Source organism: Streptomyces shaanxiensis (assembly GCF_039537145.1).
Classification (GTDB): domain Bacteria; phylum Actinomycetota; class Actinomycetes; order Streptomycetales; family Streptomycetaceae; genus Streptomyces; species Streptomyces shaanxiensis.
Map to the genome: position 1 here is coordinate 24627 of NZ_BAAAZY010000007.1, position 25987 is coordinate 50613.

The window sequence follows — 25987 nt, forward strand, 5'->3', positions numbered from 1 at the left end:
ATCCCTGTCAGGCTGAGAAAGCCGCTGGCCCTGCTCACGGCACTGGCCCTGGTCGCCGCGCTCGGCTACGTCCTGTGGCCGCGCCCCGAGCCGGTCCGCGTCACGGCGTACTTCCCGCGCACGGTCGGCATCTACCCGGGCTCGGACGTCCGCGTCCTCGGCGTCCGCATCGGCGAGGTCAGGACGATCACGCCGGAGGGCGGCCGGGTGCGGGTGGAGCTGGAGTACGACGCCGGCCGCAAGGTCCCGGCGGACGCACAGGCGGCCATCATCAACTCCTCGGTGGTCAGCGACCGTTACGTGCAGCTGCTGCCGGTGTACCGGGGCGACGGTCCGGTGCTGCGGGACGGGGACGAGATCCCCGAGTCGCGCACGGCCGTACCCGTCGAACTGGACCGCGTCTTCGACAGCCTCCACACCACGGCCGAGGCGCTGGGCCCCGAGGGCGCCAACAAGGACGGCGCCCTGTCCCGGCTGCTGGGGGTGAGCGCCGACAACCTCGACGGCCAGGGCGGGAACCTCCACCAGACGGTCGAGGACCTGTCGCAGGCGGTCGCGACCCTCTCCGACGGCCGCACGGACCTGTTCGGCACGATCCGCAACCTCCAGGTCTTCACGGCGGCGCTGGCGGCCGACGACAAGAGCGTGCGGTCCTTCAACAGCAGCCTCGCGAAGGTCGCCAGCCAACTCGCCGCCGAACGCGAGGACTTGGCGGCGGCACTGAAGAACCTCGGGACGGCGCTCGGCGACGTGTCCGAGTTCGTGAAGAGGAACAGGAAGTCGCTGACCGCGAACGTGGAGGGGCTCAGCAAGGTGACCAAGGTGCTCGTCACCCAACGGGCGGCGCTGGAGGAGCTGTTGGAGGTGGCCCCGACCGGCATGTCGAACCTCAACAACGCGTACAACCCGTCGGCCGGCACCCTCGACACCCGCAACAACGCCGACCAGGCGCAGGATCCGGCGTCACTGCTGTGCTCGGTGCTCAGGACGACGGGGGACGAGGGCGGCGAGAACCCGGACTGCGCGGAACTGAAGGAGTTGTTCGACTCCCTGCCGGAGGTGCCGCACGGCGGCGCGGCGGTCACGGGCACGGTCGATCGCACGCTCGGCGGAATCCTGGGGGCGAGCACATGAGGGCACTGCGCAAGGGCGGTGCGGTCGCCTGGGCGGCGGCAGGAACACTGCTCCTCTCCGCCTGCGACTTCAACGGCTGGTACGACGTCCGGCTGCCCGGCGGCGCCGCCTCGGACGGCAACGCGTACCACGTCACCGTCGAGTTCCGGGACGTCCTCGACCTGGTGCCGCAGTCGGCGGTGAAGGTCAACCACGTCACGGTCGGCGCGGTCGAGAAGGTGGAACTGGACGGCTGGCACGCACGCGTGCACCTCCGGGTGGCCGACTCGGTGAAGCTGCCGGCCAACGCGATAGCGGAGCTACGCCAGACCAGCATGCTGGGCGAGAAGTACGTGTCGCTGTCGAAGCCGATGGGGACGGAACCGGTCGGCCGTCTCGCCGACGGCGATGTGATCCCGCTGTCCCGCAGCGGCCGCAACCCGGAGATCGAGGAGGTGCTGTCCGCGCTGTCGGCCCTGCTCAACGGCGGCGGGGTGGCGCAGCTCAAGACGATCACCGTGGAGCTGCACAAGGCCCTGGACGGCCGGGAGAACCGGGTGAAGTCCCTGCTCAAGGAGTTGAATGCCTTCCTGGGCGGCCTGGACGAGCAGAAGAAGGACATAGTCCGGGCCCTGGAGGCCGTGGACCGGCTGTCCAAGCGCCTCGGCAAGGAGAAGAAGACCATCGCCGAGGCGGTGGACACGATGCCACCGGCCCTGAAGGTGCTGGCCGACCAGCGCCGCGACCTGACGAGAATGCTGACGGCCCTGTCGCAGCTCGGCAGGACGGGCACCAGGGTGATCAACGCCTCGCACGAGGACACGATCGCCAACCTCAGGGCACTGCGGCCGATTCTGCGGCAGCTGAACAAGGCGGGCGACGACCTGCCCAACTCCCTCGAACTGCTGACGACTTACCCGTTCCCGCGCAACGCGGTGGACGCCATCAAGGGCGACTACGTCAACCTGCACATCACGGCGGACCTGGACCTGGCCGGGATCTACGGCAACCTGACGGAGAAGCCGGGCGACGGGGACGGCAAGGGCGACTCCCAGGACCCCACGCTCCCCGAGACTCCCGACCTGCCGGACGTACCGGATCTCCCGGGGGTGCCGGAGCTGCCGGGTGTGCCGACGCCCACGGCGCTCCCGAACGGCCCGAGCGCCTCCTCGTCGCCTTCGGCCCCGTCCGGGGACGGCGGTGACCTGCTGTGCCCGCCGGTGTGCACGGCCGACTACGGGACGAGCGGCTCCGGCACCGGGGCCGGAGCCAGTTGGCCTGCCGGAGTCAATTTGGAATTGGCCGAGCTGATGCTGAAGGGAGTCCAGCCGTGATCACACGCACGGTCAAGGCCCAGCTGCTCGCGTTCGCGACCATCACCGCCGTAGGGGTGTCGTACGTCGGCGCCGAGTACACGGGCTTGGTGGACGAAGCCCTGGACCGCGGCTACACGGTACGGGCGGACTTCGCGGACTCCGGAGGCATCTTCCCCGGCGCCGAGGTGACATACCGCGGAGTGCCGGTGGGCAGGGTCGGAGCCCTGCACCTGACGGGCCGCGACGGCGTATCCGTGGCCCTGGACATCGAGGACGGCGCACCGAGCATCCCCGCGAACACGCTGGCGGTGGTGGCGAACCGCTCGGCGGTGGGCGAACAGTACGTAGACCTCCAACCCCGCACGTCCCACGATGGCCCTTATCTGCTGGACGGCAGCACGATTCCGCGCGAGAGCACACGCGTGCCGCTGCCGACGACGGACCTGGTCCTCAGCCTGGACCGCCTGGTGAACTCGGTCGGCAAGAAGGACCTGCGGATCACCGTGGACGAGCTGGACAAGGCGTTCGCGGGAACGGGCCCGAGCCTGAGCCGCCTGGTGAACTCGGGCAACGAGCTGATCGAGTCGGCGTCGGAGGCACTCCCGGAGACGATCGCGCTGATAGAGGACTCGAGGAAGGTCCTCAAGACCCAGGCGGACCAGGGCTCGTCGATCAAATCGTTCTCGCGCGATCTGGCGGCCCTCACGGCCCAGTTGAAGGCGAGCGACGGGGACCTGCGCAGGCTGATCGGCAACGCGAGACCGGCGGCCCAGGAGGTGAACGCGCTGCTGAAGTCGGCGGGGCCCGAGCTGTCGGTCCTGCTGGCGAACCTGATCAGCGGGGGCCAGGTGACACTGGCTCGCCTGCCCGGTGTGGAGCAGGCGCTGGTCACCTTCCCGGTGATGGTGGCGGGCAGCTACACGGTCGTGCCGGGTGACGGCACAACGCACTTCGGCATGGTGCTGAACGCCGACGACCCGCCGGCCTGCACCCAGGGCTACGGCACGGCACGCCGCGACCCGGCGGACACGAGCACGCGCGAGGCGAACGCCGGGGCCCGCTGCACGCTGCCGCGCGGAAGCGAGTCCTCGGTGCGGGGAGCGCAGAACGCCCCGGGCGGATCGGCCGCCTACAGCGGCGCTCGGCAGACGGCGTACGTCACGCCGTACGACCCGGAGACCGGCACCACCACCGGCCCGGACGGCAGGAACGTCGAGATCGGCTCGACGGGCGGCCAGCAGGCCGTGTTCGGAAAGGAGTCGTGGCAATGGCTGCTCGTTGGCCCGATGGCATGAAGAGGTTGAGGAACGTGAAGCGAGCGAGGACCTCAAGGGCGATGACGGCCGGACTCGTCACCGCGACACTCCTCACCACGGCACTCACGCTCTGGCTGGCCCTGACCCTCTCCGCACAGCGCGAGGCGGACCAACGCCGCCAGGACATCCTGGCCGCGGCCCGCCAGTCGGCGCTGAACTTCACGTCGCTCGACTACCGCCACTACGACCGTGACAGCGCCAACGTCCTGTCGGGCGCGACCGGCGACTTCAAGAAACAGTTCGCGGCCCAGACGGAGCAGTTGACGGAACTGGTCGGCCAGAACAAATCCGTGTCGGAGGGCCAGGTCCTGGAGGCGGGCATCGTCCGCTCCGACGACAACTCGGCCCGCGTGCTGGTGGTGGCCGACAGCAAGGTGACGAACACGGCGGTGCCGCAGGGGGAGGCGCGCACGTATCGCCTGCAGCTGGACCTGGTGCAGCGGGACGGCCGCTGGCTGACGTCGGATGTCGAGTTCGTCGGCTGACGCCGCCATCGGCAAGGAACATCAATCAGGAGTACGGAGCACGACGATGCCGAAGACCACCACCGACCGCACCCCCAACTCCACATCCCGGCGCACCCTGACGGCGGCAGCCCGCGCGGCAGCCAAGCGCGCGGAACGGGGCCACCGCGACGAGCGGTCCGAGAGCAGCGCCGACCGTCCACTCGCGGGCCGCACCGTGCTGATCGACGCCCCGAAGAACGGCTGGCAGGACCCACCGGAGCCGTCACCGGAGGCCTTCGAGGAGGACGACGCACCGAAGGCCCCGGACACGCCCCGCCGCCGAAGGCTCCTCACGGCCCTGCTCGGCGTCCTGCTCGTGGCGGGCCTGGTGGCGGCCGCCGTACTGGGGTGGCAGTACCGGGACGCCCGGCGGACGGAGACCGCCCGCACGGAGGCACTGGCGGCGGCGCAAAAGGCGGCCCCGATCGTCCTGTCGTACGACTACCGCCGCCTGGACAAGGACTTCGCGGCGGCCCGCACCCACCTGACCGGCGACTTCCGCGACGAGTACGGCAAGACCACGAAGACGGTGGTCGGCCCGACGGCCCAGAAGTACCGGGGCGTGGTGAAGGCAACGATCGCCGCCCCTGCCTCCGGCGAAGCCCCGGCAGCCTCCGTCGTCTCGGCATCCCCGGACAAGGTCGTGGTGCTGTTGTTCGTCAATCAGGTCACTGAGAGCACGCAGGTTTCGGGGGCTCGGGTGGATCTGAATCGGGTGCGGCTGACGATGTCACGTACGGACGAGGGCTGGAAGGTGAGCGCCGTGGACGCGCTGTGACCCTGCGCGACCGTCTCCCGTGATGTTGGACAGCCAGCAGCTCTCGGCGAGAAGCAGAGCTGCCCCCGCCGCCCAGCCTTCGCGCGCCATCGCGCCACCAAACCACCCCCCGGTCCTCTCCTCTTGATCGAGACGCTCACTTAGGATGGCGAGCACCATCTCAGCGGCCCGACGGGCTTCCTGATCCGCCTGCGGCGGACACCGGAGGACATGCCCCCACCCGCACGAGTCTTCTTCGTGCTGCCTGGGGGCGTTTTCTTGCTGTTCCGTGAGTCCGCGGCGTCCGTGGCCGCCCGCATCCTCGAAGGGTCGCTGGCGCTGCATCTGACCGAGAACTTCCGTCACCAGCATGGCCGGAGACCCGCTCTGGCAGAGATACGCTCCTGGGAACGCAGCCTGCCCGCGCTCGTCAACGCACTCATCGAGGCCGAGCTCGACAACGTCGAGGTCCTCGTCGAATACAGCCTGCCGCTCACCAGCAAGCGTGCTGACGCCATACTCGCCGGCGTCCACCCGGCCACTGGCGAACCGTCCTACGTAGTCGTGGAACTGAAGCAGTGGAGCACGGCCTACCCGGAGGAGGACGAGCCCCTACTGTGTCGGATCGACTCCTACGCGGAGCCCGTGCTGAACCCGATCGAGCAGGTGCGGGGCTACTGCGAGTACCTACTGTCGTTCAACGGGGCGTTGGAGCGGATGCCCCAGTCGCTGGCCGGTGTGGCTTTCCTCCACAACGCGACCGAGTTCGGCGTCGCGGGGCTGCGGGGCGTCGAGGAGGACCAGCACGGTCGTATGTACACCGGCGAACAGCGGGGCGCCTTCCTCGACTTCCTACGCTCGCGCCTCGCCGCCAAGCCCGGCGCCCTAGCGGCGGACGTACTGCTCGACGCCAAGGTACGGCCGTCGAAGCAGTTGATGTCTGTCGCGGCGGCCGAGATCCGCGACCGCGAGCAGTTCGTGCTCATCGCCGAGCAGCGTGTCGCCTACGAGAAGGTGATGTCCGCCGTACGCAAGGCACGGCGGTCCAACCAAAAGCAGGTGATCGTGGTGACCGGCGGCCCGGGCTCCGGCAAGAGCGTGGTCGCGATGTCGCTGCTGGGCGAGCTGTACCGGCGCGGGGTACCCACTCTCCACGCGACCGGTTCGCAGTCGTTCACCAAGACCATGCGGAAGGTCGCGGGAGAACGGAAGCGGGAGGTCCAGCAGCTCTTCAAGTACTTCAACAGCTTCATGGACGCCGAGCCGAACGACCTCGACGTACTGATCTGCGACGAGGCCCACCGCCTGCGTAAAACCTCCGCCAACCGCTACACGAAGGCGGAGCTGCGCACCGGCCGCCCCCAGGTCGCGGAACTGATCGACGCTGCCCGGGTACCGGTGTTCCTCCTCGACCAGCACCAGGTGGTGCGCCCCGGCGAGATGGGCACCAAGGAGGCGATCCAGCGGGCCGCCGCTGCGCAAGGTGTGGACTGCACGGTGGTGGAGCTGGACGGCCAGTTCCGGTGCGGCGGCAGCGAGGCGTACGAGAAGTGGGTCATTGACCTTTTCGGCCTGGACGGCGGCACGCCCCACCACTGGGAGCCGGACGGCAAGTTCAAGCTGCTGACCGCTGAGAGCCCCCAGGAACTGGAGGACTTCCTCATCGCGCGCCGCGAAGAGGACTACGGCGCACGGATGTCGGCCGGCTACTGCTGGAAGTGGACGACAAAGATCACCCCCGGCATGGCGGCACTCCCCACCGACGTCACCATCGGTGAGTGGGCTCGCCCCTGGAACGTGTACGGCGACAGATCCGTACTTGGCGCACCACCCGCCCCTCTCTGGGCCACCGACCCAGCCGGCTTCGGCCAGGTCGGCTGCGTCTACACCGCCCAGGGCTTCGAGTACGACTGGTCGGGCGTCATCATCGGCCCCGACCTGCTGTGGCGAACAGACCGCTGGATCGTGGACCGCTCGGCATCGAAGGACCCGTCCTTCACCAAGGCAACCTCCGACGAGGACATCGACCGACTCATCCGCAACACTTACAAGGTGCTGCTGACCCGTGGCATGGTCGGCACGATCGTCTACTCGACGGACCCGGAGACCCGCGCGAAGCTGCGGTCCCTCATCCAACCGGCATCGGCAGTCAAGGAAACCGAGCTCGTGTAGCAGTTCCCCAGACTGCACGACGCAGTTTGCGGGGTGCGTGGGCGCGCTCGGCGCAGCGCAATCCAGCCCACCTCGAGGCCGTCGATCGGTCACCCTAGAAGGGGCCTCGGCAGGCTTTGAACCTCCGCACCCGACTCCGGAGGACGTTCACCGGTTGGGCGTTGCAGCGGCGTCGGCGTCGGCGTCGGCGTCGGCGTCGGGAGTATCGAAGTGGCCGAGCCACGAGGCGAGCGCCCGCCCTTACCTGTCCCCCCACCGGTTCCCCGCAGCCGAATCCGACCGTGATCTCCTCCTGGTCACCACACTGGCGACGGAATGGGGCAGCGAACCCCGGCCGCAGTCCAGCAAAGTCGTCTGGGCACGCCGCTCCCGCAAGGGTTAGCTGAGGTCCTCCAGGAGCAAATCGAGTGCCGCCTCCTCGTGGAGGGCGATGCCCAGGGCCTCCATGGCCGGGGCCAATTCCGCATCCCACACGGCCTCTACGCGCGGCCCGGTGAGGAGGAGCTGCGGGGTGCCGTGAACCTGGGTGCGGGTGGCGAGGTACTCGTAGTCCCCCGTCCCCATGCGCCATGCCTGCGCGCCGTACCGCTCCAGGACACGATTGGCCAGCGCGATCCCCGGCCAGTCGAAGTCGCCGTGGTACGCGAAGGCGCATCCGGTGGCGGCCAGCGCGTCCAACAGGGTGAGGACGACTGTTGTCGCGCTGCCCGAGGTGCAGACCAGGGGCTCGGTGCAGCCGGCGTCGGCGGCGGCTTCGACCACGCGTGGGTTTTCGCAGACGTGGATCCGGGTGCGGGAGGGCATCTCCAGGTGCAGGGCACGCAGTTCGCGCAGGGTGAGATGGGTTTCCAGGTTGTGGTCCGCGCGTTCGCGCAAGGTTCTCTCGCCCCAGGTCGCGCCCGTCGGCCGCAGGCCGTAGGTGAGCACTGTGCTGGACACCTCGTCCGGGGTGACCGAGGCCAGGCGCCACAGGGCCCGGCGGCCCGGTGCGTCGACGGGGAAGTCGGTGCCGGACGCCAGGGCGATGCCGCGCAGGACCAGGCGGGAGAGCAGGGTGCCGTCGTCCAGGCCGTGGGCCGAGCCGGTGGTGCGGGTGGCCAACTCGCCGCGGCCCCAGACGGCGGGGGTGGGCTCTGCGGCTGGGCCGGGGAACAGCATGGCCAGGGTCTGGATCGCCTGTGTGAGGACCGTGGCCGCGGTGCTCCCGTCCTGGCGAGCGACCGTACCCGCACGCCGTGTCTCCTCCAGCCATCGGGCCGCCCAGGGCTGGGCGGCCAGTGGTGTGGCGGCGAGGGTCGCCTCCGCCGCGGACCACAGCCCGGTCCGTTGCGCCGCCGCCGCGTCCCTGGCCGCTCGGCGGTCGGTGAGGGCAGGGCCCAGTTCCGCCAGTGTCTCGGCCAGGCCGCGGCCGACCGCGCTGGCGCGCAGGCGGGTGTCCAGGTCTGGCAGGTGGATCGTGGCGGTGGAGGTGGTGAGCGGTTTCGCGAGGAGGAGGGAGAGGGCTTCGCGTTCGGGTGGGTCCACGTGCTGGAGCTTGATCGTGCCGGTCGGTTGCAGGCCGTTGCGTTCGAGACGGGTGCGTGCGGCCGCCCAGAGGCGGGTGAGGCCGGGCCGGGTCAGGAAGGCCAGCGTCTCGGCGTCCAGGGGCGCCGCGTCCAGTGCCCGGTGGCTCGTCATACCGACACCAGCCGCCTCTGCCGCCCGTTCCAGGTGTAGTGGAGGGTCGCCACGCCCCTCACGTGCGGATCGCGCAGGCACTCGTAGATGTGCAGGGAGGGCACGTCGGGCCAGTTGCCGATCAGGCGTTCGCTGGTGAGGACGAAGTCCAGGTCCAGGTCGACCAGGATGCGGCCGAGGCGTGCGTGGGTGGGCTCGTCGACCTTGGCGAACGCGTCGTCCAGCAGGATCAGCCGAGGCGCGTGCGGGGCGGTTTCGGCCAGGCTCGTGAAGTGGGCGGCCGCGGCGGCGAAGAGGACCAGGTAGGACAGGACGCGTTGCTCGCCCTGGCTGAGGCCGGTGCGGCCGGAGAGTTTGCGGCGGCTGCCTGGGGCGGCGTCGTTGACCACCCAGGGGGTGAAGGTGAACCAGTCGCGGTAGTCGAGGGCGGTGCGCAGATGGGCCGCGTAGCCTGCGCCGGGGTCGGCGCGGCGGGCGTCTTCGATACGGCGCTGGAGCACGTCGCGAAGCTGCTCGGACTGGTCGCGGGTGCGTAGGCCGGACGGGCTGCGCAGGAGGTCGACCGCCGCCTGGACGTCGGCCTCCACGCCGTCCGCCAGCTTCCAGTCGAGCGTGACGCCCAGCCCGTGTGACGTCCGGACCGTGGACAGGGTGCCGTTCAGGGCGGCCACCAGGGCGCCCGCGGCCAGGACCTGACCGGAGAGGTGGTCGCCCAGCTCTCCGGTCAGGAACCGCTGGAACACCTCGCGCTCGCGCTCCGTCAGCCGTTCGCGGGCCTCGGCCGCCTGGGCGGCGATGCGCTCGCCGACCGCGGCGATGTCATGCGGGCCGTGGTCGTCGACGAGACGGCAGACCTTGATGCCGTCGTGTTCCTCCAGTGTGGCGTCGTAGCCTCCGGAGAGCTGGTCGCGCAGGTCGGTGTGGCGGTTGAGGAGGGCGGTGTCGGAGATGTCGCGCCGCTCGGCGTCCAGGCGGCTCCGTACGGCTTCCACGAGCCGGCGCAGCGCCTTGGTGCGGTCGGGTGCGTGGTCCTCGGAGAAGTGCGCCTCGCCTCCCTCGTCCTGCGCCGTGATGTCGAGGCCCGCGCCCCTGGTCACACCCGGCAGGGACAGTGCCGTACGCAGTCGCCCGCCAGTCGCGACCGCCTCGCCCTCCTGCGCGGCCAGCGCCTCCCGCCGTACTCTCTGGTCCTCCTGCGCGCGCACGCGTTCGTCATGTACGTCCCTCAAGTCACGCTCCGCACCGGGGAGTTGACGCCCCACCGCCTCCAGTCGTCGCTTCGCCCCGTCCTCGCGGGCGAGGATCTCCTGTTCCGGCGCGTCCAGCGCTTCCTCCAGGCCCCGGACCGTGCGGCGGGCGGCGTCCAGGCGGGCGAGCGGCTCGGCGTAGTCGGACTCCGCTTCCCGAGTGGACGTCAGGGCGCGCTCGTAGCCTTCGCGGCTCTGGCGATGGGCGTCGGCGGAGGAAGCCACCGCACGCAGCCGCCTGCGCAGTCGTTCCGTGCCCGTGCCGAGGCGGTCCAGACACAGGCGTACGGAGTCGAGCGCGGCCGGGTCGACGGGGAGGTCGTTCGCGCTCGCGGTCGCCTCGGCCTCACGCCGGGCGGCGACTGCGCGGGCGCGCGTCTGCTCCGCCTCGCGGGCGGCTGCGGACGCCTTGCCGGCCAGTACCTGTGCGGCGCGCTGGGCCTCGGTGGTACGGGCCCATGCGTCGGTCAGTGGGCGTGCCGTGGGCGGGTGGCTCAGGGTGTCGGCCACTTGCGAGCGGTGCTCCGTCAGGATCCGTAGGCCTCTCTCCTGCTCTGTCAGCTCCTCCTGTACGGCTGCGAGTTGCCGGTCGAGTTCGGCCAGGGCTCGGCGGCGGGTCTCGGCGCGTACCTCCGCTCCGACGTACTCGGCGGTCTGCTTGGTGTGACGGCCTCGGGCGACGCCCAGCTTCCAGGAGCCGTCGATGCCGATCGCGGATTCCGCCGTTGTGCCCGTAGTCCCGTCCGTGACCAGGGCCACCGCGTGGAGCACGCGCTCGACCTGCTCGGTCGTCACCCCGCTGTCCGGTGCCATGACCGGGCGCAGTACCTCGGCGAGCGTTGGTCCGGCGGGCGGTGTGCCGGGCGTGAGGAGGGTGTCTCGCGTGGCCGGGTCCAGGACGGTGCCGTCGGCGCACACCCAGGCGTCGAGCAGGCCGCTCGCTTCGAGTGCGGCTTCCAGGCCCGCCCGGGCCACCGGCTCCAGGCCCTCGGCGAAGTCCACGAGCCGGTACAGGGGTGCGCCGGTGCCGGGTGTGCGGGGTGCCGAACGGTGGGGCGGGGGCGCGGGCTCGGGGTCGGTGCGGGCTTCCCAGTCGTTGCGCTCACGCCGCAGGCGGTCCTGTTCGGTGGCCAGCTCGTGGATCGTCACCGCACGCGCGTCGCGCTGTTCGCCCAGTTCCGCGAGCCACGGGTCGACGGCCGACCGGGCGGTGTCGGCCACCTCGTCGGGGGCGTGGGCGGGCAGCGGACCCTGCGACGGGTCGTGGGCGATCAGGACGTGTACGGCGTCGAGTGACACGCCGGTGAGGCTTTGCAGCCGCTCGGTCCAGGTCCGCACGGCGCCCGCGTACGCCTCCCCTTCGCGTGCCGTCTCCTCCCGTCGGCGTCCGGCCCGCTCACGTGCCTCGTCCGCCTGCTCCTCCAGACGTTCCCGAGCGGCATCGGCCTCGTGCGCCTCTGCCTGGGCCCGGCGCGTCTTGTCGATGAGCGCGGTCAGTTCGGTCACGGCTCGTACGCGATGCCTGATCACCGGCCCAGCAGCGTCCAGTTGGGTGTCCCAGGCGTGCAGGGCTCTCGCGCAGGCCTCCGTATCGACGGCCAGCACCTCGCTCTGCCGCACGAGGTGGAAGTCGCCGTCCGGGGACGTCAGTTCGGCCGCCGCCGCAGCCGCAACCGAGGTGACGGCGGCCACCGCGGGCTCGCCCAGGTGCACGGGGTCGAGCCCGGAGCGCTCCGCCTCGCGCAGCAACTCGCTGTGTGCCGTGCCGAGCTCGACCAGTTCTCCGCCGAGCCTTCCGGCTTCTTCGGTGAGCCGCCGTCCTGTCTCTTCCTGAGTGCTGTGGGCCTGGCGCAGGGCCTTGAAGGCGGTCGCCGCCGCGCTGTGCAGGGCGGTCACCGTGGCACGTTTCTCCCCGAGTTCCTGCAGACTGCGGTAGGCGGCACTGGCGTGCAGGGCGGCGAGATCCGTCTCCGCCGCATCCGCCTCCGCCCTGAGGACATCGAGGCGGGCGGTGCGTTCGTCCTCGCTCGTACGGAGCTTCTCCGCCTTCTTCGCCGCCTCGCCCGCCAAGCGTCGATGCTCCGCCAGCCGTTCCAATTCGCCGTTCACCTCGTCTGCCCGGCGGCGCAGCGCCCCGTGCAGGTAGCCGCGGTAGCCGGTCAGGAAGGTGCGCAGCGCCTCGTCGGTCCGCTCCAGGCGCCCGAGGTCGGTGCGTACCGCGTCCAGGTCGTCGAGGTTGCGGGCCACCTTCTCCACGACCTCGTCGTCGAGCGCGGGCAGCGTCTCCGCGAGGACGGAGACCAGACCGCCGGAGTCGATGCGGTCGCCGATGGTGGGGCGCCGTAGGCGGTGCAGCAGGTGGAGCAGGTTGCGGTAGCGGGCCGGATCGGTGAGGCCGAACAGGTGGCGGGCGACGCGGGCCCGGTGCTCCACGGCGCGGTCGGTGACATTCTGCGGCCCGACGAGCGACTTGAGCTGGTCGACCGGCAGCGGCTGGCCGGCCGGGGCCAGGTGCAGGTCCTTGCCCACCCGCAGCGGGGTGACGAAGAAGAACGGTTTGGCCGTCCTGGTCGACTGGGAGGCGCGGATCGCCGCACCGAGGGTGAGGTGGTGGTCGTTTCCCTCCTCGTCCGTCCGCGTGAACTCCACCCACAGGTAGCCCAGCCGGTTGGTCTGCTCGAATCCGTCGAGCATCAGCCACAGGAGCGTGGTGCGGCCGGTCCCGGTGGCATCCAGAGCGCGTGCGTCCCCGTCGAGGAGGTACGGCAGCAGCATCTCCAGGGCCTTGGACTTGCCCGCGCCGTTCTTGCCGCGCAGCAGCAGGCGGCCGTCGCCGAAGGAGAACTCCTGCTCGTCGTACTGCCAGACGTTCCTGATGCCGGCGCGGTGCAGGCGGTAGCGGTGCGGGGACAGGGGGTGGTTCACCGGGTCGGCTCCTCGGGTTCCTGGGAGACGTCGTCTGCTGGGGACTGTTCCGTGCGGGACGCGACGGCCACGGTGGTGGCGAACCGGGCGGCCGCGGCGAGCAGCACCCAGCCGCCCGCGCCGTCCTGCCCTCGGGCGCCCGAGACGTCCGTGACGGACCGGCCGTCCAACGCCGCGTCCTCGTATCCCTCGGGCAGGCCGTGGCCGTCGGCGCGCACCGGGCCGGCGGGCGCCATCAGGCCCATACGGACAAGAAGGTCGAGGACGGCCGCGAGCAGCCCGCCCCGGTCCTCCAGCAGGCCTCGCTGCCAGTTGCTGCGTCGCCCGTACTCCTCGACGAGCTCATCGAGGAGTTCCGGCAACAGCCCGCCCGGGACAGGTACGCCGATGACCAGCCTCCCGCCGACTGCGGGGTGGCCGGGATCCTCGGGGCGCAGCCGGTCGACCAGCCGGCCCACCAGCAGCAGCGCCGCCTGGGCGACGGTGCCGGTGCCGGGCAGGTGCAGGTCGGTGAGGTCGCCGTCCGGGTCGACGAGGGCGATGCCCTCGGCACGGATCTCCGCTTCCAGGCCCAGCAGTTCGGAGAAGGCCTGGGCCTCACGCCGCTGCCGGGTCCGCAGCCATTCCCGCTCGGCTCCGGTGAGGTCGTCGAGGTGGACGGCAGGTGTCTCGACGAGGCGTCTGCGCACGTACGTACGCGGGCCGCCGGAGCCGGGATCGGCGGCGCGGCGTACGAGATCCGCTCCGTCGCGGCTCTGCGCCAGCGGTCCGGCGACGACCGCGCGGGCGATCTCGCGGTCCACGCTCAGCAGCGCCTCGCCGCCCCGTTCCTCGGCGACGGCCGACACGTGGCCCTCGGTCTCCGCCAGCACGCCCCAGTCGACGAGTTGGCGCAGCGCGGCGGCGAGCGTGCGCCGCTCTGCTTGACGCCCGGTGTCACTGACTTCGATCCCGGCGTCCACGGCCGTGGCCCTCAGGTCGGCGACGAGCTGGGAGAGCAGGAGCTGCTCCGGGGCGGTGACGAGGACCGAGAGGGCGAGGGCGAGGTAGGCGTACGTCCGTGGTGTGAACGGCGTGCCGGTGGACGGCCGCTCGAGGCGGTGGCCGCAGCCGGGGCCGAGGCCGGCCTTGAACAGGCGGGCGTACGACGCCTCGACGAGGAGTCGGTAGCCGAACACCTGCTGGAAGCGCTGGGCGAGCCAGTCGGCGTGGCGGCGGATCAGCGGGAAGGTGTCGCTGTGCGGGCCGTTGCTGGTGACCAGGGGGTGGGCCAGCAGCAGGCGGGCGGCGGCCCGTCGTTCGGCGGCGAGTGCCACGTCGTAGGCGGAGGGCAGGGGCATCAGGCGCTCGCCTCCTCGGCTGCGGCGGGTGACGAGGCATTCTCAACAGTCAGGGTGAGATCGTCTGCGGTCAGGTCGCCGTCCGCGGAACGCAGGAGGGTGTGCCTGCCCGGGGTGCGCCACGCCGTCAGTCTGATGCCCAGATCCGCATCGCCTGCCTGGGCGCCGTCGAGCTGGAAATCACCGGCCTCCTTGTGCAGTTGGGCGTTGCCGAGGGCGGCGGTGAGGAGTTCCAGCAGCAGCCGCATGGCCGCGGAACCCAGCCTGACCTGGTCGAACCGGCCGGACGCGCTGCGTAGTTCGGCGGCCGCGGCCTGGCGGGCGGCGGCCTGCTCGCGCGCCTCTTCCATGAGGCGGCGCTTCTGCTCGCCGTGGTTCTCCACCGCCGCGGCCCGCCCGCGCGGGGCCCGGCTGCCACGCTCGCGCAACGCCACCGGCACGTCCACGACAGGTCCGGTCCACCAGCTCACATACGCCGGTACGGACCGGTCAGGATCCGGCGCCACGCCCAGATGCCGTGCCCCGTACAGCCCGAAAGCGGCGACCGCGATGTCGTGGGCCTCCTCCGGCTCCGCGGCGTCGAACCAGGCGGCGAGCCTGAGCAGGTCCTTGCGGCGGGACATCTCGCCCGACGCGGAGCGCAGCATCCGCTTGGCGTTGGCGAGCAGCGACTGCAGGGCGCGCAGGGTCGCGTCCCGGAGCTGGTCCACCTGGCTGCCATGGCCGTCACTGTCGGCGAACCAGTCGCGCAGCCCCTCCCAGTCGGCCAACTCCCGTCCCCGACTGCGCTGCACCCGCGTCTCGGGCAGCGCGTCCGAAAGTGCTCCGAGGCCTGTCGCATGGGCGTCGATGCAGCTCAGCAGCGTGGGTAGGTGAGGCCAGATCGCGCGCAGATGGGCGGCGATGCGCGGGGCGCGGAAGGACACGTCCTCGGTGATCGCCTCTACGTAGTCGAGCAGCAGTTCCTTGAACCCCTGGTACTCGGCTCCATCGAGGTCGTAGCGGGCGAGCACCTGGCCGAGGTACGCGTAGAAGTCCCGTACTGACTCGGCGAATTCGGCGAACTGCGCGAAGAGGGTGCTGATCTTTTCCAGCGCCTGCTGCGGGTCCGCGCCGCCCGGCGCGGCGGCCAGGGCCGCGATCTCCTTGAGCCCCCGGTCGACGAGGGTGAGCAACTCACTGCTGACCTCACGCGCGGCGTCCGCTCCCGCCAGCACCTCATCGGCGTCGCGCTGCACCCGTTCGCCCAGCTTGGACAGTTGGTAGCGGGAGCGGGAGCGTTGGTACTCGGCGATGCTGGTCGCTGTGACCGTGTGCGTGCTGCGCAGCAGATTGCCCCAGCGCACGAGCTGTTCGAGCCGGGCGGTGAGTGTCTCCGCGTCGAGCGCTGCCGCCGGGTGACCCGCCTGTGCCAGCTTGGCGCGCACGTCGGGTACGGCGAGGTCCGCGAGCAGGGTGCCGCAGAACACCCGCATCACCGCGACGTACTCCAGCCGCTCGGGCGCGCTGAGGTAGGCGTAGGCGCTCAGCCGCTGCCAGGTCTCGGCACCGCTCCCCTCGTCTAACCGCTCATCATTTGGTTCTTCGTACAGTTCGTCCCCCACCATGCTGTCGAGCGTACGGACCGGCACTGACACTCCGAAGAAGGTTCGGGGAATCCGGCTGGGCCGTGTGGGCTCACGGGCTCGGGCACGTTCACACGCCGATGGCCGGGGCGAACGTGCCTGCCGCCCGGACTCCGGTTGGTGGGTGGTGCTGCCGGCCGGCGCGGGGTTCGACGCGCGAGCGCGCCGGCGCCCGTCGGCGCGCAACAGTGGGAACGGCGCCCCGATGCCCCGGCGGCACGCACCCGCCCGTTCGCCCGCCGTCCCCTGTTACCTGCTCTTCTTCTGGTTTGGGGCGAGCGCGGGGGTGTGCTGAGGGGGATGTCGGGCTGGCGACCACGCCACGGAGACTGCGGAGACCTGCGGAGATGCCGCCCACGGCGTGGCAGCGTGCGGGCCGTTGCAGACGGGGATATCGGCGGAGATATCGGCCTGGCCGTCAGGGGTGTTGTCGCATCGTGACCGTGGTCGGGCCTTCGTGGACGCAGGCGTGGTGGGGGTCGGCTGCTGCTGTTGCCGGTACGCGTGGCGCCGGGCAGGACGGGGCCACCCGATACAGGAGAGGCGGGCCGACGATGACGGACGTGGATGCGGGCGGTGGGGATCGGCTGGCGCTTGCGGTGCTGACGCAATACCGGTTGGCCACCACCGAGCAGATGCACCGGGTGATAGCTCCTGGGGTGCGGAACGAGCAGACGCGGCGGCGGCTGGCCAAGCTGCGACACGAGGGGCTTATCGACCGAATCACCCTGCCGCGGGCCGGACGGATGCGCGTGTGGTTTCCCACCGCGTACGGTGTGCAGATCGCTTCAGAGTGGCCGGAGCTGCGCGGGCGGCGGGCGCCGAAGACAGTGTCCGATCCGACCGCCGTGCGGCTGCGGGTCGGCCACACGCTGACGGTGACCGAGACCGCCCTCATCTTCCTTGAGGACGCGCGCCGCCGCGGCGAGTTGTGCCGACCGTTGGACTGGCTGCCCGAGGTCTACCACCCCGTTGGGGGCGGCGAGGCTGTCATCCCCGACGCCCTCATGTACTACCGGCGCGGACGTGACGGCGGAGGGGTAATGCTGCGGGCGTTCGTCGAGGTCGACCGGGCCACGATGGGCCCCGAACGCCTAGCTGCGAAACTCACTGGCTACGCCCGCCTCCACCGCTACGTGCCCGTGCCCCCGCGGCAGCGTCAGCCGACCATCGGCCAGGAGCCGTTGCTCGAGGAATGGCGACGAAGCTACCCGCTCTTCCCCCGCATCTTGTTCGTCCTGGACGGCACCGGCCCCGCCGGCGTCACCACCCGCATCACCGCCCTACACGCGGCCGCCGCGGACCCGGCACTGGCCGGCTTTCCACGGGACGTCCCCATTTTCGCGGCGTCCATGACAGACCTGCGCAACAACGGCCCTTCTGCGCCTGTCTGGCGCCCCGTCCAAGACCCCGCCACCGCAGTCACATGGAGTCAGTCGCCGCCCTTCTAGGCACCCTGCGCAGCTCACCCGTCCTCGCACGGCAGCTGCGCAGAGCCCGACCACGAGGTCCGACCACAGCTCCGGAAGGCCGACCACAGCACGTCACAGCGGTGCGCAGGAGAACTGCGCATCGAGTGCGCAGCGGATGCGCAGTGCCTGCGGCCTCGATGCGGAGCCTACGCAGTACACAGACGGCGTGCGAGTTGTATTGCAAGAGGGCCTGTCTCGGAAGAAACACTCCGCAGGGTGTGGCGAGAGGTGGGCCACATACGCCAGCCGAGGCCGGCCAGGGTGTCGCCGACCCGCTCGGCGAGAGCGCCGTCGTCACCGGCAAGGTGACGCGGAGTGACCCAGTACACCGGGTCCGTCGGGGAGGGGAGGTAAGGGTCGGTGGGGTGGTGCGGGTGTAGGGCGCCTCCATGGGCTCGGGGCAGATCTTCCGGCGGAGCGTTGTACGTTGACATGCCGTGCCGCGGCATACCAGTCATTGCGGGATGTTTCCTGTCTGCCGTCGGCGAACCGATGCGATGGTCCCCTCGCGTCAGGGCTTCGCCCTCCCTACAGTCGGACCTGGATGCGGCTGACGGCTACCGCCCGTGCCCCGGCGCCGGGCACCTCACGCCGCATCACTGCTACGGTCACGTCCATGACGCTCTCGGTCTCCGCGGGTCAAGCTGTTGATCTACGGGTACAGTCGGTTGACTCGGTTCTTGATCGTGTCGAGCGGTCTCTGCAGGTGCGCCTGCTCCCGGATACGGTGGTGCGCAAACGCCGATCCGTGGGAGCCAGGACGGTCCGTGACACCTGGGTGCGGATCGAGCGGCGCTCGCTCGACAAGATCCCCGATCAGGGATGGAACGGCACCGAAAGTGCCGCGCGTCTGGAAGGCATTGCCCAGCCTGAGTGGCACGGATGTGTGGTCTGGCGGAACCCAGACGAGTCGGCGATGTGGCGGGCCGACGAAACCGGACTCCTGCCTGGGGCTCCCGTCGGAAGCGCCATCTTGAGTGAGGCCCCGGAGCTGACGGACGACTGGTGGGAGGCGTTAAACGCCTCGTTGGACGCTCTGGCGGCACAGGACACTGGGCGGATCGCCACACCGGACACCGTCACCATCACCCAGGCTCTCGTCACCGAGTCCATCCGCGGTGTCTTCTCGGCCGACTTCGATACGACCGTGGAGCGGTGGGTGCCGGCCCACGCGGACCTGAACTGGGCGAACATGACCGCTCCGACGTTCAGCCTCTTCGACTGGGAGGACTGGGGTAGCGCGCCGCTGGGGCTGGATGCGTCCTCCCTGTGGGCGAGTTCCCTTGCGGTCCCGGCTCTGGCCGATCGCGTAAGACGCGAGCGCCGGTCGGACTTCGAGAGCCGGGACGGCAAGTTGATGACGTTGTTCGCCTGTTCGAAGATCCTCGGGCCGTACGCGCACCCGGAGGACCCTCGGCTGGAACTCGCCCGGCGTATGGCTGAGCAGGTCATCGAGGAGCTTCAAGCGGGCTGAGCGCGCGAGCGGTCTCGGAGGAGACTCCGGTATTCCTGGACGGTCCGCTCGTCGACCCCGCCCGCCAGGGCGCCGACGAGTTCGCCGAGATGGGCGGGCTCATCGGTGCCCACGGCGACGGAGCCGACCCGCGGGAGGTGATAGGCGGCTCTGAACGCTGCCTGTACGCAGGAGAGTCGGCTGCCGTCCCGGAGGAAGACGCGTGGGTCGATCCTGTCCCACAACGGGGTGCTGGTACTGCCCCCGAAAGGGCTCATCCCCCACACCTCGCCGCCCTCCAGGCCCCACGCCTCGGTGAGGGCTTCCGCAGCGTCCAGAGTCCTGGCTCCGACCAGCAAACCCGCGCGGACCATGAGGACCGCCGGCCTCGGTACGGTCGCGTCGATCAGGCTCAGCAGCGGTGACGGGTCCCAGGACGCGACGCCCCAGGCGGCGCAGAGTCCCTTCGCTACGGCCGCGTCGAGAGTGGCGCACGCCTGTACCAGCGCGTCCTGGTTGTGAGGGGCGGCTCCACGGAGGGATTGTTCCGGGTTGTGCAAGAACACCAGGTCCGGCTCCCGCCCGAGGTCCTCGGCCGCCCGTTCCACGGCCGCGTGCAGACGTACGGGGTCCAGGGAATGCCCCGCCCCGTCCGGCCCCGGGAAATAGCCGACCTTGGTGGAGACCGTGAACTTCGGCAGCAGGTCACCGGCTGTCCGCGCCAGGGCTTCATGCGAGCCGAAGCCGAGGTAGTTGCTGCTGGTGTCGAGGGCGGTGACACCGAGGTCCAACGCTCCGGTCAGAAGACGGCGTTCGTGACGAGACCGGTGTAGCCCGAGGACAACTCGGGGGTCAGCACCGCGCACAGCTCCTCCTTCACCAGGATCTCGGCGACCTCGGTCACTTCGGCTCCGACGACGGCCGCGGCTCGCTCCAGCGCGACCGGCTGGCCGCTGAGCAGCAGACGCAGTGCGGGCAGGGCCTTGGCCGTGAGGGTGAGCTTCTTCCCGGAGGCCACGACGTGGACGGTCTCCCCGCTTTCCTCGATGCGGGGCGGGAAGTGGGTGGTACACACCACGGCGTCGAGCGGCCCGAATATGTCGAGGAAGGGCACGTGCCGAGGCAGCGTCGTCTCGTGTTCGTACGCGGCCAGGAAGTCGGCCGGGGAGCGTTCACCTACGAGCCGGGCGGCAGCCGCGCTCAGAGCCTCGCCGCCGGTTCCATGCCAGCGGTCGAGGTCGTGGCGGAAGATCTCGTGCTCGCGGCACCAGTCGGCCAGCCACGCGAGCCAGCTCGCTCCTGTGCGCTTGGTGATGCCGAACGTGACGTGAAGGCTCTTGCCGGAACCGATGCCGGTTCGTGTCGCCTGGTGCCAGTGGCCCCGAGGGATGTGCATGACGTCGCCGGTTCGCATCAGACCGGACCAGATGATCTCGTCGCTCGGGGTGTTGTTGGGGTCGGCGTCCCGGTACATGGGGACTGCGCGGGAGGTCGCGCGGACCTCCCACTCCTTCTCACCAGCGAGCTGGACGATGACGACATCGTGGTCGTCCCAGTGCAGGGGGAAGCCGGAGGCGTCGTTCGTCGTCAGGTACGCGTTGACCTGGACTCGCTCACGGGACCACCACTGGAGGGCCCGGCAGGCGACCTCCATCGTCGGATCGAAGACGTTGGCCTGGTCCATGATCACCGTCGCGCCTTCGCCCAGGAGCCTGCCCAGGCTGCGCATGTTGGCCATGGGGATGCTCTGGCCGCGGGGGCTGACGCTGTCGGTGTAGTAGATGGCCGGATGGACCTCTTCGCCCTTCTGGAAGCACCGGAACTGCGGGCGGTTCAGGCTCCTGCGCATCGCGATGTCGAGCAGACGGTTCGGGGTCATGATGCGGGAGACGAGTTCGGGGTCGTCCATGCTCCCGCGTACGAAGTCCTTGCCCAGCTCCTCCGCCCCGTTCCATCCGAGCGCAGTCTCGATGGCGCTGATCAACTGATGTTCCATCGTTACGTCCTCCATGGGATCGACCACGTGATTCGGACGCGGTGGGGGCCGACACGGCCAAGCGCGCCGGCCCTCACCGCTTGGTGCCTACTCGCTGTCGTGCAGGTTGCCGTCGCCACCAGGCCACGGCGCGTCGCCGGAACTTCCCTGGTTGTCCGACCGGAGGCTGTCGTAGCGGTCGTGGACGGCTGTCAGCTCTTGCACCGCCACCAGGAGGCCGCTTCGGGCCGGAGGCGGTGTCGTGGGCTCTGCCACCTCGTACTCCTTCCTCTTCGCTTCTCCCGCCAGGGCTCCGGCGGGAGGTCGGTGGCCGCTCCACAGCAGTGGGAGAAGGGGGGGTGCCGTGGAGCGGCGGTCATTGGGGGTCGCGAAGAGCCGCGGTCCTACACCAGCGACCGGGCAGGTCCGCGATTCATCGGCAGCACGCCCACGTCCTGGCGCATGTTGGTCTCCAGAACACGCTGGTCCAGCTCATACAGACACGCGCGGCAGGCGTAGAGGGCCGCGTGCATGCCGCTCGATCGGACGGGCCCGATCCACGTCACCTCGACGTCGTCACGTCCGCACCACAGCCAGCACTCGCCGCGTGCCTGCCATTCGTGGCGGTCTCAAAGGGCGTACTCGGTGGGTTCTCTGGTGATGGGGTCGATGTCGCGACGGGTAGGGCGGAAGACGACATCAGGGGCAGGAAGTGGAGTCGTCCGCAGCGTGTGCCGTCCCATCACGCGACCGCCAGGGTGAGCGACTCGGGCTCGCCGACGCTCCCATGCTTCGGCCGTAGTGCGAGTAATCTGCGCAGAACGGCGGCTCGGATGGCGGGCGCCGCGCTGGGAAGCGCGATCTCCGCCCATACGCGCTTCCCCTGGCCGGCGGGTTCCCAGGCACACCGCGAAGCGAGAAGCTCGACCAGTGCCAGGCCGCGCCCGCTCTCGTCGTCGGCCTGGGCACAACTCGTCTGTGGAGCTGCGGGATTGTCGTCGAAGACGTCGATCACCAGACGGCCGGGTTGGTGGTACAGCGTGACGGTGACGGGCCCCTCCCCGTGGACCACAGCGTTGCTGATGAGCTCGGAGGTGACGAGACGGATGGCGTCCGCCATGTCGTCGTCCAACGGCACCCCCCACGTACGCACCTTGTCGACGACCGTGCGCCGGGCGAGGGAGACTTCCCTTTCCTCACCCGCGAGGACGAACCGATGGACGAGCGTGGGCATGGCTGATGCCTCCGAAGGGTTGGAGAGCGGCTCCGTCCCGAGGGGGAAGCAAGGGCGGAGCCGCCGATCTGAGGAGCCGTTCCGGGAGCGGTCGCCCTGCGCGGGCTCCGTGGACGGCTGATACTCAGTCAACGGCCGCAGCTAGCAAGGCGGAACGTTTCTAGGGGGTTCCTCATGGGGACGCCCTCCCCGTGCGCGGCCACGCGAAGTAGCCTCCCCACTACGCCGCGAGGGGGATGACGGGAGTGATGGCATGCCTGGCGAGCCGTTGGCAGTCCACCCGCTGAGCTTCCTCCGCCAGACGCGCGGATGGGGGAAGGCCCAGTTCGCCCGACTCATGCAGGCGCACGGGAGGTCACTCGGAATCCCGCTCGCGACCAACCGGACCACCGTATGGAAGTGGGAGCAGGGGCAGGAGCCGGACGCCGACGCCCAGCGCGTACTCGCCGACCTTCTGCGCGTCCCGTACGAGCAGGCGCGCACGGAAGGTTGGCCCCGATGGCTTCCGGTCTGGGAGGTCACGGGACTCACCGCCCCGTGGACCGAGGCCGGTACCGTTGAGGCGCTGTCTGAACTCGTGGGGAGTGGCCGCATGGACCGCCGGGGCTTTCTCACCATCACCGGCGCCGCCCTGACGGGCCTCGCGGCGAGCTGGGTGGACGCACCGTCCGCCTTCGCCTCTGCCCTGGGCGGGGATCAGGTCACGGACACGATGGTCTCCACGATCGAGCAGCGCATCAGCACGCTCCGAACCCTCGACGACCAACTCGGCGGCGCCACACTCCTGGAGCAGGCACGCGGCGATCTCGCCCTCGTCACCGGCCTCCTGAGCACCGGCAGGTACACGGAGAGCATCCGAATCCGCCTCTACGCCCTGGCGGCCCGGGTGTCGCACCTGACCGGCTGGATGGCCTACGACGCGGGGCTGCGGTCCGCCGGCCAGCGCTACTACGTCGGAGCTCTGCGCAGCGCCCGTACCGCTGGAGACGACGCGTTCGGCGCCTTCATCCTCGCGGAGATGGGAGTCCACGTCTCCGAGGCCGGACGGACCGCCGAGCGCGTCGCCCTCATCTCGACCGCCATCGACAACGCCCCTCGAACTCTGTCGCCGTACACCCAGTCCTTCCTCTACCTGCACAAGGCCGAGGCGCTGTCCCGTGACGGCGACCACCGGAACGCAGGAACAGCGCTCAACCGCGCTTTGTCCCACTGGGAGCGCCACACGACGGAGGAAAACCCGGACTGGCTCAACTGGTTCGGCGAGGCCCAGCTGAAGTCGACCGAGGGCAAGGTCCTGCTGCGATCCGGACAAGTGGAGCGCGCGACGGGCTCCCTGGAGACCTCGGTGAAGAGCGCGGCTCCTCGGGACAAGGCCGTACGCTCCAGCCGCCTGGCCGAGGCCCGGCTCGCCGGCGGCGACCTCGACGGGGCGCTGGACGCCGCGAACTACGGCGCCGACCTGCTGGAGAGCAGTGTCAGCTCCGTGCGGGCAGTGGACCGCTTGAAAGAGTTCTCCGCACGACTCGAACCCCGCAAGTCCGTCCCCGCTGTCCGTGAATTCCGTGAGCGCCTCCAGGCGCTGCCCGTCTCAGCCTGACAGCACCGTCTCGGACTTACGAGGGGCGGGCCCGCCCCCGCAGAGCAGGCGGTCGCAATGCCAGGATGGACGGCATGACGACGATCGACGGTGAGGTCGCGGCTGGGTTCGAACCAGTGCGTGAGGCGTTCGCGGCGAACTTCGCCCAGCACGGGGACATCGGCGCGGCGGTATGCGTGTACCAGTACGGCCGACCGGTGGTGGACCTGTGGGGAGGCGTCGCCGATCCAGAGACCGGTCGTCCATGGACACGGGACACCCTGCAACTCGTCTACTCGGCTACCAAGGGGGCGACCGCGACCGCGGCACACATGCTGGCCGAGCGCGGTGCGCTGGACTTGGACGCGCCGGTGGCGAAGTACTGGCCGGAGTTCGCCGCGAACGGCAAGGCGGACATCCCGGTGCGCTGGCTGCTGTCCCACCAGGCCGGCTTGATCACACTGGACCAACCCGTCCCACTGGACGAGGCGTTGGCCTGGCACCCGATGGCGGCAGCGCTGGCCGCTCAGCGTCCCCAGTGGACTCCGGGCACGGCGCACGGCTACCACGGTCGGACCTGGGGCTGGCTCGTCGGCGAGGTGATTCGCCGGGTGTCCGGCCAGACGCCGGGCCGCTTCTTCGCCGACGAGATCGCCGCCCCCCTCGGGCTGGACTTCTTCATCGGGCTGCCGGCGCGTGAACGCGACCGGGTCAGCCGCATGGTGTACCAGCGGCCGGACGTCGACCTCACCACCGTGCCCGTCGAGTCGGTTCCAGAGGAACTCCGCGAGCAGGTTGCCGCGTGGAGGGATCCGGAGTCATTCAGCAACAGGGCGTACATGGTCACCGATCCCGCCGAGATCGATTTCGACTCGCCCGAGGTACAGGCCGCAGAACTCCCGGCCTCCAACGGGATCGGCACCGCACATGCACTGGCACGCATGTACGCCGCGCTGATCGGCGAGGTGGACGGTACACGCCTGCTTACTCCAGAATCCCTGGAGTCGGCGGCCAAGGAGCAAGCCAGCGGGAAGGACCAAGTGATGCTGATCCCGAGTCGATTCAGTTCTGGATACATGCTGCCCACCGAGACCAACCCCATGGCTGGCCCAAGCTCCTTCGGCCACACGGGACGAGGCGGCTCACTCGGCTTCGTCGACCCTCAGCACGGAATTGCCTTCGGCTACGTGATGAACAACATCATCAGTGGGCCCGACGACATGCGTGCCGCTTCGCTGGTTGGCGCAGTGCGAAGGTCACTGGCGTAGGTGTTGTGATCTGGGCAACCAGCAACCATCCATGCGCCTTTGGCGGGCAGGCCCCGGGACCCGGCCGCCAGACATGACGAGTCCGGAATCCCGTGCTCCGTGAGCGTACGACCTGCGCTGTCTGTTCAGCGCGCGCGGTGATGATCTAGTAGGTCACTGATTTCTGGATGACAGTGAGCAGGGTGGTGCAGCCCTGCTCTACGTACGTGACGAAGTGGCGTCCGATGTCAAGGTGCCCGAGAACGTGATCCGGCCTCGCCCTCTCCCGAGGCCGGTCACTTCGCATACGCCTGCCCCCAACGCGCCTGTGCGACGGGAGTCGCCCTGCCCCGGCCATTTACTTCGCTTGGCAACTGGGGGAGTTGGCCGTCAGCCGGCCATGCGCGTACACGGCGCTTTCGCCTCCGACTCTAATGCTTCTCCCGCTTCCACTTCGTCCCCACTCCCCGGCTCCGCGTCGACTACCGCACGTCGGTACTGCGGGTGGTCGAGGTCCATTTGGCGTGCGGCGTGGAGCGGCACCGGGTAGCGGGCCCGGTCGGACCAGAAGAGGGTCTGGTGGCACAGCCGGGCGGTCATGGCCGCCAGCACTTCACGCGCCACGTCGGACGGTCCCCCGATGGGGAGGATCTCCGTGGCGGTCATGGCGTGGACGTTCTGCGGCGTCTCGCCCTTGCGGCGCTCCGACCGGTCTTCTGACTGCACCGACCTCTCCGCCTCCCACCGAGTGCGCTTGGAGCCCAGTCGGCCAGCACCACTGCCGTCGTAGGCACGGGGCACGTTGCACAGCAGCCATACCGGCGCACCGAAGTCCGTTGCGATTTCGAAGAGCAGCGTCGAGGTGTCCTTCTCGACCGGCTCGGCACCCTCCTTCTTGCCCATGTGGGTGACGCTGACGGGCTGCGGTACCTCCTCGTCCTCCGTATTTAGTGGCTGTCGATCAGCCCGTTCGCCCCGCATCCACGGCAACGCGTCGATGGTGGTCGTTGCCGCAGATGAGGCTCCGTGAGCCCCC

Annotated in this window: 19 protein-coding genes; 10 read left to right on the plus strand and 9 right to left on the minus strand. The window is 70.1% G+C overall.

Features of this window, described 5'->3' with window-relative positions; genetic code table 11:
• Positions 1-24: 24 nt before the first annotated feature.
• The 6 genes from ABD932_RS09260 to ABD932_RS09285 all read left to right on the plus strand — a co-directional run bounded on the left by ABD932_RS09260 (position 25) and on the right by ABD932_RS09285 (position 7180).
• Positions 25-1134 carry an MCE family protein gene (locus ABD932_RS09260; protein WP_345011464.1) on the plus strand — a complete coding sequence of 370 codons (1110 nt, stop codon included), beginning with the start codon at positions 25-27 and terminating at the stop codon, positions 1132-1134.
• Positions 1131-2447 carry an MCE family protein gene (locus ABD932_RS09265; RefSeq protein ID WP_345010560.1) on the plus strand — a complete coding sequence of 439 codons (1317 nt, stop codon included), beginning with the start codon at positions 1131-1133 and terminating at the stop codon, positions 2445-2447. Before ABD932_RS09260 ends, ABD932_RS09265 begins: the two co-directional genes overlap by 4 nt.
• Positions 2444-3724, plus strand: a complete 1281-nt coding sequence (locus ABD932_RS09270; RefSeq protein WP_345010562.1) for an MCE family protein — start codon at positions 2444-2446, stop codon at positions 3722-3724. Before ABD932_RS09265 ends, ABD932_RS09270 begins: the two co-directional genes overlap by 4 nt.
• 41 nt (positions 3725-3765) lie before the next feature.
• Positions 3766-4230 (plus strand): hypothetical protein, encoded by a 465-nt coding sequence (locus tag ABD932_RS09275; RefSeq protein ID WP_345010564.1) that lies wholly within the window; start codon positions 3766-3768, stop codon positions 4228-4230.
• A gap of 46 nt (positions 4231-4276) precedes the next feature.
• Positions 4277-5029 carry a hypothetical protein gene (locus tag ABD932_RS09280; RefSeq protein ID WP_345010565.1) on the plus strand — a complete coding sequence of 251 codons (753 nt, stop codon included), beginning with the start codon at positions 4277-4279 and terminating at the stop codon, positions 5027-5029.
• Positions 5030-5287: 258 nt separating this feature from the next.
• Complete coding sequence (locus ABD932_RS09285; RefSeq protein WP_345010567.1) at positions 5288-7180, plus strand: DNA/RNA helicase domain-containing protein; 1893 nt, start codon at positions 5288-5290, stop codon at positions 7178-7180.
• Positions 7181-7558: 378 nt separating this feature from the next.
• On the opposite strand, the gene ABD932_RS09290 is transcribed toward ABD932_RS09285, so the two are convergent.
• From ABD932_RS09290 to ABD932_RS09305, 4 genes are read right to left on the minus strand one after another with little or no spacing between them, the layout of a single operon-like run.
• Positions 7559-8857, minus strand: coding sequence for a TIGR02679 family protein (locus ABD932_RS09290; RefSeq protein ID WP_345010568.1), 1299 nt, complete (start codon positions 8855-8857; stop codon positions 7559-7561).
• The gene (locus ABD932_RS09295; protein ID WP_345010569.1) at positions 8854-13029 is read right to left on the minus strand and encodes a TIGR02680 family protein; all 4176 of its coding nucleotides are present in this window, start codon (positions 13027-13029) and stop codon (positions 8854-8856) included. Before ABD932_RS09295 ends, ABD932_RS09290 begins: the two co-directional genes overlap by 4 nt.
• The gene (locus ABD932_RS09300; RefSeq protein ID WP_345010570.1) at positions 13026-14369 is read right to left on the minus strand and encodes a TIGR02678 family protein; all 1344 of its coding nucleotides are present in this window, start codon (positions 14367-14369) and stop codon (positions 13026-13028) included. Before ABD932_RS09300 ends, ABD932_RS09295 begins: the two co-directional genes overlap by 4 nt.
• A complete protein-coding gene (locus ABD932_RS09305; RefSeq protein WP_345010572.1) occupies positions 14369-15976 on the minus strand; it encodes a TIGR02677 family protein in 1608 nt (535 codons plus the stop codon). The genes ABD932_RS09300 and ABD932_RS09305 overlap by 1 nt, the downstream gene beginning before the upstream one ends.
• A 572-nt stretch (positions 15977-16548) precedes the next feature.
• Here ABD932_RS09305 and ABD932_RS09310 point away from each other — a divergent pair.
• Both ABD932_RS09310 and ABD932_RS09320 read left to right on the plus strand, forming a co-directional pair.
• Positions 16549-17445, plus strand: a complete 897-nt coding sequence (locus tag ABD932_RS09310; protein ID WP_345010574.1) for a replication-relaxation family protein — start codon at positions 16549-16551, stop codon at positions 17443-17445.
• A gap of 637 nt (positions 17446-18082) precedes the next feature.
• A complete protein-coding gene (locus ABD932_RS09320; protein ID WP_345010576.1) occupies positions 18083-18940 on the plus strand; it encodes a hypothetical protein in 858 nt (285 codons plus the stop codon).
• Here ABD932_RS09320 and ABD932_RS09325 read toward each other — a convergent pair.
• From ABD932_RS09325 to ABD932_RS09340, 4 genes are all read right to left on the minus strand, one after another.
• Complete coding sequence (locus ABD932_RS09325; RefSeq protein ID WP_345010578.1) at positions 18928-19785, minus strand: aldo/keto reductase; 858 nt, start codon at positions 19783-19785, stop codon at positions 18928-18930. The two genes, ABD932_RS09320 and ABD932_RS09325, sit on opposite strands and share 13 nt — an antisense overlap.
• Positions 19719-20915, minus strand: a complete 1197-nt coding sequence (locus tag ABD932_RS09330; protein WP_345010580.1) for a JmjC domain-containing protein — start codon at positions 20913-20915, stop codon at positions 19719-19721. Before ABD932_RS09330 ends, ABD932_RS09325 begins: the two co-directional genes overlap by 67 nt.
• Positions 20916-21002: 87 nt before the next feature.
• The gene (locus tag ABD932_RS09335) at positions 21003-21170 is read right to left on the minus strand and encodes a hypothetical protein (RefSeq protein ID WP_167307964.1); all 168 of its coding nucleotides are present in this window, start codon (positions 21168-21170) and stop codon (positions 21003-21005) included.
• Positions 21171-21636: 466 nt separating this feature from the next.
• The gene (locus ABD932_RS09340) at positions 21637-22128 is read right to left on the minus strand and encodes an ATP-binding protein (protein ID WP_345010583.1); all 492 of its coding nucleotides are present in this window, start codon (positions 22126-22128) and stop codon (positions 21637-21639) included.
• Positions 22129-22381: 253 nt separating this feature from the next.
• On the opposite strand from ABD932_RS09340, the gene ABD932_RS09345 reads away from it, so the two are divergent.
• Together ABD932_RS09345 and ABD932_RS09350 are read left to right on the plus strand one after the other, a co-directional pair.
• Entirely contained in the window at positions 22382-23725 is a 1344-nt protein-coding gene (locus tag ABD932_RS09345) for an NsdA family TPR-like regulatory protein (RefSeq protein ID WP_345010585.1), read from the plus strand.
• 74 nt (positions 23726-23799) lie between these two features.
• Complete coding sequence (locus ABD932_RS09350; RefSeq protein WP_345011466.1) at positions 23800-24972, plus strand: serine hydrolase domain-containing protein; 1173 nt, start codon at positions 23800-23802, stop codon at positions 24970-24972.
• 369 nt (positions 24973-25341) lie between these two features.
• Here the strand turns inward: ABD932_RS09350 and ABD932_RS09355 are convergent, their stop codons facing one another.
• Positions 25342-25932, minus strand: coding sequence for an RNaseH domain-containing protein (locus ABD932_RS09355; protein ID WP_345011468.1), 591 nt, complete (start codon positions 25930-25932; stop codon positions 25342-25344).
• Between the last annotated feature and the right edge of the window lie 55 nt (positions 25933-25987).